This window comes from Corynebacterium sp. KPL2850 (assembly GCF_040225855.1).
GTDB lineage: Bacteria > Actinomycetota > Actinomycetes > Mycobacteriales > Mycobacteriaceae > Corynebacterium.
This window is the reverse complement of record NZ_JBEHFV010000048.1, coordinates 1-7,221: the sequence shown is the minus strand read 5'-3', so window position 1 is coordinate 7,221 and position 7,221 is coordinate 1. Positions and strand designations below refer to the sequence as shown.

Sequence of the window (7,221 nt, the reverse complement as noted above, 5' to 3'; positions counted from 1 at the left end):
AGCATGCAGCCACACACCACGCCCTATATCCCCACACACCCCGCCGCACCACCTGGTGCACCACCACAGCGCACCACATGCAACAGCGTGGTGCGCTTAGTGCACGGCACTACACCACTACCATTGCACACATGGACGATCACCTCGACCAGCTACTTACCATCGCCGAAGCAGCCAAGCTCACCGGCGTCACCAAATCCACCATCACTCGCGCCAGAACCCGCGGAGAATTCCCCCGAGCCCAGCAAAAACAAGACACCTGGTACATCCCCATCGGCGACCTCATCAACAGCGGACGACTGGATACCATCACACACAAAACCCCCGAAGAACCCACCAGTGCAACCAGTACACAAGACCACCAAAATCTAGTGCACGCACTAGAACTAGAAAAACAACGCGCACACTACGCCGAACAACAACTGCACCAGGCCCAACAACTCATCCAAGCCAAACAGGACACCATCGACGCCCTCAAAACAACTATCCACGCACTAGAAAACACCCCACAAAAACAACTCACCACCACCCAAGAAATCCCCCACTCCGAACCCGAAACCAAGCCCACGAACCCCCCAACAGAAAGACACAACCCCCTACAGCGCCTCAGCCAATGGTTACGAAGCGGTTAAGGATAAACCTTGAGGTGAGCTATCAAATTAATAGTACGCTTATGAGTATGGAAACAAATCCTGAAAAGATAGTTGATAATCTCTTGAAAGACATGAAAGAAGTTCATGACTGGATTTGCATAGCCGATGCAACTGCAGCCAATGGGAAAAATTCATTCCATGCTACTTACGAAGACGTCGTAACTATTCTTGAGGCCGTCAAAGAGTATCCTTCAGTGACTATCGGGAAACTCGCAGGTCGTTTTATAGATCTCCCCGATAACTGGAGCCCCTCCGATGTAGCGGAGGCCATCTTTTCGTCAGCAGATCCCATAGGAGCGATGATGGATTTCTGGTTGCGCTCTACAGAAGATGTCTATAGCTAGAAATATTGCTCCTGCATAAGAGCTAAGCCTATCTGTTGCCGACTATAAGCTGGCATGACATGCTCCTCAACGAGGAGCGCGTAAGAAACAATGTTTAAGCCAAGTCTCAGGAATACCCCGTCTTTACCAGTATGTGCTGCCATTATCAGCGCCTTATTGCTAGTACCCCCAGTAGAACTTCCCGCTGCACATGCCCAGGAATACAGGGAATGTCCAGGAAATAACTATCCCACTCGATATGATGACTTTGATGAACTCCGCAGCTATCTAGACAGTTTCTACCGAAGAAAAGGACGTGTGTGGTCTGTTCCAAATGATGAAGCAGTATGGAGACTGTGGTGCGGAGCAACAAACGGTGAAGCTATTTTGAACGGAAACTCCGCTATCCCCTCCAGAAGGACTCTTTCAGATGGAGCAACTATGAACTTCCGTACGGAAAGTACGTCTGGTGGGTATGTGATCGACATAAATACCGGTAGGCACACCAAGCTGTTTAAAGTACACGTACAGTAAGGGATTTTTAAGTGAAATTGTCTTCTAGAAAAAAGCTAGTACCTCTTCTGGCAGCGCTATTTCTTTTGTTCCCTGTTCCATTTGCACAGGCAGATGAAACTGATACCGATCCTGAGACGTTGTCCCCGGGAGAAGAGACTATCCTGTCTTCCGGACAAACTTTTTCTTCAAGAAACCCTCTCGAAATCTCTTCTCTTTCTTCAGACGATAATTTTCGAGTAAAAACGTCGGATCTGACAACTTATAGTGCAGATGAAAATCTTGCACCCATGTGCGTCAGCGTACATAAGGGTTTTTATTCTATCCAAGTAGAAAATAATTGTGGCCATGATCTGCGAATAAAAGTGATAATGGCTTTCGACAGGGATTCTGAATGCAATGATGTTAAAGCCGGAGAAAAGAAGGGGGTAAAATTGCGCTACAATCCCTTTGGAGGCATAGACAGAGTAATTTTGTGCTAATCACGCACAGGCACGTGGTGTGCTAGATGGTTGGAAAAATAATTTTATAGTTCTTTTCACTTCGAACATTCCAGCATCAGAAATATGAAATTTTAAATTCAATCTGTGCGGCCGAGCACATATTTTTAAAGTAACATTCGGCGTGGCATATGAAAAACCCTAGCTCTGATGAGCTAGGGTTTTTCGTGCTGTAACAATTCAATAGTCAGTCTACTTGCACATCGTGTGTGTGTCTAGTTAGACGCGCGGAGAGATTCACAAATCCGCGTGGGATGGTTTCCCGAATCAATAGAAGTTCCTCGCTTTTTACCGGGCAGAGAGTACAGGGTTAGAGCCTGGCTTCTTTTCGCGCGTGCGTATCCGCCAGGTGCTCCCCAAGACCGTGAGGCTTGGGTGAAAAGGCCCGCCGAGCCTGGGACTACGGTCGTTAAGCAATATAGCTGAGCTTAGCCAAGAGATACGCACACATGCCGCCGGGGCTACAGAGGTAATGACTGTAGCCACGTATAAGCGACCGACGTCCTGACCGACGGAAGAGTCGAAGAGTCTAATTTTCCTTGTATACGTGCCTTTTTATCGCTGTTTTCAGCGACAAGAGGCACGGCGCTCCCTCTGAGCCCTCCCTCAGGAAGGGGCTCAAGACGTTACCTAGACAGTTACGGTGGGTTCGTTGAATCTGCTTAGGTGGTCGATGGCGTCGTGAGCGCCGCTAGCGTCTACATACATAATCGTATTGATGCGTCGAGCGAGGGCTTGTCGCCGAGATACTGAGGCCCACGAGTAGAAGGAACAGGGCGCTTCGTTAGAGACGAGCACTACTTGGTTGTAGGCGGCGACGCGGTCAGCGTAGCGGGCGGGGAGCGTCTTAGGCGAGATATCCAGGACATTGAGGAGAGTGCTAAGCCGCATTTCGCCGTCGAATTCGTCGAGGACTAGTACTTCTTCTCCGGAGTATGCATCGAAAGGGTTCTGGTAGTCGGTCACTCGATAATAGCTTGTGCCTCCCATCTCTACAGCGAGACTGGTTTTCCCTGTTCCGGGTGGCCCGTAGAGCCAGATGACCTCCATTTTACGGGGCTTAGTGTGGCGGGAGCGGTCTCGCGCAGCGACGAGTTTTTCTACCATTGCGGTCATGCGATTGGATTCGGGGACTTGAAGGAAGACTTCGTCGGCAGAAAGCCCTTTTTCAAGGATTGCTTCGCGGACTATCTCAACATCTTTGCGGCGCCCCGTCTCGTCACAGTGACGAATTGTCCCGTGCTCTAACCTTGGTTCATCAATGATGCGGGTTTCTTTTTTGGTGACATAGTTAATGGCCTGTTGTATTGGACCACTGCGAGGCTCCAAATGAGCGCTTGGGAGTCTTCTTTTGAGCGTGGAAAACCTAATAGGGGATTGTCCGCCGTCGATAATTAGCTGCCAGTGGCGGTATCCGTCTTCTTCGCCTTCTTCGAGCTGGCCTAGATAGTTGTATGAGGCTAGTGCTTCTTCTATCTCCTTTCGAGTCATCTTCTCTGCCGATACTGTGGCCATCCATGACCGTGACTGCGTAGTCTTGCTACAACGTGTGCTACGCATTACTTCACCTGAATACCCTTTCTGAGCTGGTCTGATACATGCTACAGAGGTGCCGGTTAGTGTTACCCCGGCACCTCTGTAGCATGTATCAGACCAGCTCAGAAAGGGTATTCAGGTGAAGTAATGCGTAGCACACGTTGTAGCAAGACTACGCAGTCACGGTCATGGATGGCCACAGTATCGGCAGAGAAGATGACTCGAAAGGAGATAGAAGAAGCACTAGCCTCATACAACTATCTAGGCCAGCTCGAAGAAGGCGAAGAAGACGGATACCGCCACTGGCAGCTAATTATCGACGGCGGACAATCCCCTATTAGGTTTTCCACGCTCAAAAGAAGACTCCCAAGCGCTCATTTGGAGCCTCGCAGTGGTCCAATACAACAGGCCATTAACTATGTCACCAAAAAAGAAACCCGCATCATTGATGAACCAAGGTTAGAGCACGGGACAATTCGTCACTGTGACGAGACGGGGCGCCGCAAAGATGTTGAGATAGTCCGCGAAGCAATCCTTGAAAAAGGGCTTTCTGCCGACGAAGTCTTCCTTCAAGTCCCCGAATCCAATCGCATGACCGCAATGGTAGAAAAACTCGTCGCTGCGCGAGACCGCTCCCGCCACACTAAGCCCCGTAAAATGGAGGTCATCTGGCTCTACGGGCCACCCGGAACAGGGAAAACCAGTCTCGCTGTAGAGATGGGAGGCACAAGCTATTATCGAGTGACCGACTACCAGAACCCTTTCGATGCATACTCCGGAGAAGAAGTACTAGTCCTCGACGAATTCGACGGCGAAATGCGGCTTAGCACTCTCCTCAATGTCCTGGATATCTGGCCTATGATGCTCCCCGCCCGCTACGCTGACCGCGTCGCCGCCTACAACCAAGTAGTGCTCGTCTCTAACGAAGCGCCCTGTTCCTTCTACTCGTGGGCCTCAGTATCTCGGCGACAAGCCCTCGCTCGACGCATCAATACGATTATGTATGTAGACGCTAGCGGCGCTCACGACGCCATCGACCACCTAAGCAGATTCAACGAACCCACCGTAACTGTCTAGGTAACGTCTTGAGCCCCTTCCTGAGGGAGGGCTCAGAGGGAGCGCCGTGCCTCTTGTCGCTGAAAACAGCGATAAAAAGGCACGTATACAAGGAAAATTAGACTCTTCGACTCTTCCGTCGGTCAGGACGTCGGTCGCTTATACGTGGCTACAGTCATTACCTCTGTAGCCCCGGCGGCATGTGTGCGTATCTCTTGGCTAAGCTCAGCTATATTGCTTAACGACCGTAGTCCCAGGCTCGGCGGGCCTTTTCACCCAAGCCACACGCTCTTGGGGAGCACCAGGCTGATACGCACGCGCCAAAAGACGCCAGGCCAAAACCCTCTACTCTCAGCCCGGTAAAAAGCGAGGACCCTCTATCGATACGGGAAACCATCCCACGCGGATTTGTGAATCTCTCCGCGCGTCTAACTAGACACACACACGATGTGCAAGTAGACTGACTATTGAATTGTTACAGCACGAAAAACCCTAGCTCATCAGAGCTAGGGTTTTTCATATGCCACGCCGAATGTTACTTTAAAAATATGTGCTCGGCCGCACAGATTGAATTTAAAATTTCATATTTCTGATGCTGGAATGTTCGAAGTGAAAAGAACTATAAAATTATTTTTCCAACCATCTAGCACACCACGTGCCTGTGCGTGATTAGCACAAAATTACTCTGTCTATGCCTCCAAAGGGATTGTAGCGCAATTTTACCCCCTTCTTTTCTCCGGCTTTAACATCATTGCATTCAGAATCCCTGTCGAAAGCCATTATCACTTTTATTCGCAGATCATGGCCACAATTATTTTCTACTTGGATAGAATAAAAACCCTTATGTACGCTGACGCACATGGGTGCAAGATTTTCATCTGCACTATAAGTTGTCAGATCCGACGTTTTTACTCGAAAATTATCGTCTGAAGAAAGAGAAGAGATTTCGAGAGGGTTTCTTGAAGAAAAAGTTTGTCCGGAAGACAGGATAGTCTCTTCTCCCGGGGACAACGTCTCAGGATCGGTATCAGTTTCATCTGCCTGTGCAAATGGAACAGGGAACAAAAGAAATAGCGCTGCCAGAAGAGGTACTAGCTTTTTTCTAGAAGACAATTTCACTTAAAAATCCCTTACTGTACGTGTACTTTAAACAGCTTGGTGTGCCTACCGGTATTTATGTCGATCACATACCCACCAGACGTACTTTCCGTACGGAAGTTCATAGTTGCTCCATCTGAAAGAGTCCTTCTGGAGGGGATAGCGGAGTTTCCGTTCAAAATAGCTTCACCGTTTGTTGCTCCGCACCACAGTCTCCATACTGCTTCATCATTTGGAACAGACCACACACGTCCTTTTCTTCGGTAGAAACTGTCTAGATAGCTGCGGAGTTCATCAAAGTCATCATATCGAGTGGGATAGTTATTTCCTGGACATTCCCTGTATTCCTGGGCATGTGCAGCGGGAAGTTCTACTGGGGGTACTAGCAATAAGGCGCTGATAATGGCAGCACATACTGGTAAAGACGGGGTATTCCTGAGACTTGGCTTAAACATTGTTTCTTACGCGCTCCTCGTTGAGGAGCATGTCATGCCAGCTTATAGTCGGCAACAGATAGGCTTAGCTCTTATGCAGGAGCAATATTTCTAGCTATAGACATCTTCTGTAGAGCGCAACCAGAAATCCATCATCGCTCCTATGGGATCTGCTGACGAAAAGATGGCCTCCGCTACATCGGAGGGGCTCCAGTTATCGGGGAGATCTATAAAACGACCTGCGAGTTTCCCGATAGTCACTGAAGGATACTCTTTGACGGCCTCAAGAATAGTTACGACGTCTTCGTAAGTAGCATGGAATGAATTTTTCCCATTGGCTGCAGTTGCATCGGCTATGCAAATCCAGTCATGAACTTCTTTCATGTCTTTCAAGAGATTATCAACTATCTTTTCAGGATTTGTTTCCATACTCATAAGCGTACTATTAATTTGATAGCTCACCTCAAGGTTTATCCTTAACCGCTTCGTAACCATTGGCTGAGGCGCTGTAGGGGGTTGTGTCTTTCTGTTGGGGGGTTCGTGGGCTTGGTTTCGGGTTCGGAGTGGGGGATTTCTTGGGTGGTGGTGAGTTGTTTTTGTGGGGTGTTTTCTAGTGCGTGGATAGTTGTTTTGAGGGCGTCGATGGTGTCCTGTTTGGCTTGGATGAGTTGTTGGGCCTGGTGCAGTTGTTGTTCGGCGTAGTGTGCGCGTTGTTTTTCTAGTTCTAGTGCGTGCACTAGATTTTGGTGGTCTTGTGTACTGGTTGCACTGGTGGGTTCTTCGGGGGTTTTGTGTGTGATGGTATCCAGTCGTCCGCTGTTGATGAGGTCGCCGATGGGGATGTACCAGGTGTCTTGTTTTTGCTGGGCTCGGGGGAATTCTCCGCGGGTTCTGGCGCGAGTGATGGTGGATTTGGTGACGCCGGTGAGCTTGGCTGCTTCGGCGATGGTAAGTAGCTGGTCGAGGTGATCGTCCATGTGTGCAATGGTAGTGGTGTAGTGCCGTGCACTAAGCGCAAGCGCACCACGCTGTTGCATGTGGGTGGTGGTGCACCAGGTGGTGCGGCGGGGTGTGTGGGGATATAGGGCGTGGTGTGTGGCTGCATGCT

Annotated in this window: 8 protein-coding genes; 4 read left to right on the top strand and 4 right to left on the bottom strand. The window is 49.5% G+C overall.

The window, feature by feature from the left end; translation table 11 throughout:
- Window positions 1-131 precede the first annotated feature (131 nt).
- The 3 genes from ABRP93_RS11170 (at window position 132) to ABRP93_RS11160 (ending at window position 1,971) form a co-directional block, all read left to right on the top strand.
- On the top strand, window positions 132-632 hold the full coding sequence (locus ABRP93_RS11170; RefSeq protein ID WP_349887969.1) for a helix-turn-helix transcriptional regulator: 501 nt from the start codon (window positions 132-134) through the stop codon (window positions 630-632).
- A gap of 14 nt (window positions 633-646) precedes the next feature.
- The gene (locus ABRP93_RS11165; RefSeq protein WP_239270159.1) at window positions 647-997 is read left to right on the top strand and encodes a hypothetical protein; all 351 of its coding nucleotides are present in this window, start codon (window positions 647-649) and stop codon (window positions 995-997) included.
- A 524-nt stretch (window positions 998-1,521) separates the two neighbouring features.
- Window positions 1,522-1,971 carry an alpha-amylase inhibitor gene (locus tag ABRP93_RS11160; RefSeq protein ID WP_349887970.1) on the top strand — a complete coding sequence of 150 codons (450 nt, stop codon included), beginning with the start codon at window positions 1,522-1,524 and terminating at the stop codon, window positions 1,969-1,971.
- Window positions 1,972-2,619: 648 nt separating this feature from the next.
- On the opposite strand, the gene ABRP93_RS11155 is transcribed toward ABRP93_RS11160, so the two are convergent.
- Window positions 2,620-3,480, bottom strand: a complete 861-nt coding sequence (locus ABRP93_RS11155) for a hypothetical protein (RefSeq protein ID WP_349887971.1) — start codon at window positions 3,478-3,480, stop codon at window positions 2,620-2,622.
- Between the two features lie 261 nt (window positions 3,481-3,741).
- Here ABRP93_RS11155 and ABRP93_RS11150 point away from each other — a divergent pair, with 261 nt between their 5' ends.
- Window positions 3,742-4,602, top strand: coding sequence for an RNA helicase domain-containing protein (locus ABRP93_RS11150; RefSeq protein ID WP_239270161.1), 861 nt, complete (start codon window positions 3,742-3,744; stop codon window positions 4,600-4,602).
- A gap of 648 nt (window positions 4,603-5,250) precedes the next feature.
- Here ABRP93_RS11150 and ABRP93_RS11145 read toward each other — a convergent pair.
- The 3 genes from ABRP93_RS11145 to ABRP93_RS11135 all read right to left on the bottom strand — a co-directional run bounded on the left by ABRP93_RS11145 (window position 5,251) and on the right by ABRP93_RS11135 (window position 7,090).
- Entirely contained in the window at window positions 5,251-5,700 is a 450-nt protein-coding gene (locus ABRP93_RS11145; protein WP_349887970.1) for an alpha-amylase inhibitor, read from the bottom strand.
- Between the two features lie 524 nt (window positions 5,701-6,224).
- The gene (locus ABRP93_RS11140) at window positions 6,225-6,575 is read right to left on the bottom strand and encodes a hypothetical protein (protein WP_239270159.1); all 351 of its coding nucleotides are present in this window, start codon (window positions 6,573-6,575) and stop codon (window positions 6,225-6,227) included.
- Between the two features lie 14 nt (window positions 6,576-6,589).
- On the bottom strand, window positions 6,590-7,090 hold the full coding sequence (locus tag ABRP93_RS11135) for a helix-turn-helix transcriptional regulator (protein WP_349887969.1): 501 nt from the start codon (window positions 7,088-7,090) through the stop codon (window positions 6,590-6,592).
- Window positions 7,091-7,221 lie beyond the last annotated feature (131 nt).

Coding starts and splice junctions, on each gene's coding strand:
- ABRP93_RS11170 (WP_349887969.1), top strand. CDS start 132: ATGGACGATCACCTCGACCAGCTACTTACCATCGCCGAAGCAGCCAAG.
- ABRP93_RS11155 (WP_349887971.1), bottom strand. CDS start 3,480: ATGACTCGAAAGGAGATAGAAGAAGCACTAGCCTCATACAACTATCTA.
- ABRP93_RS11150 (WP_239270161.1), top strand. CDS start 3,742: ATGACTCGAAAGGAGATAGAAGAAGCACTAGCCTCATACAACTATCTA.
- ABRP93_RS11135 (WP_349887969.1), bottom strand. CDS start 7,090: ATGGACGATCACCTCGACCAGCTACTTACCATCGCCGAAGCAGCCAAG.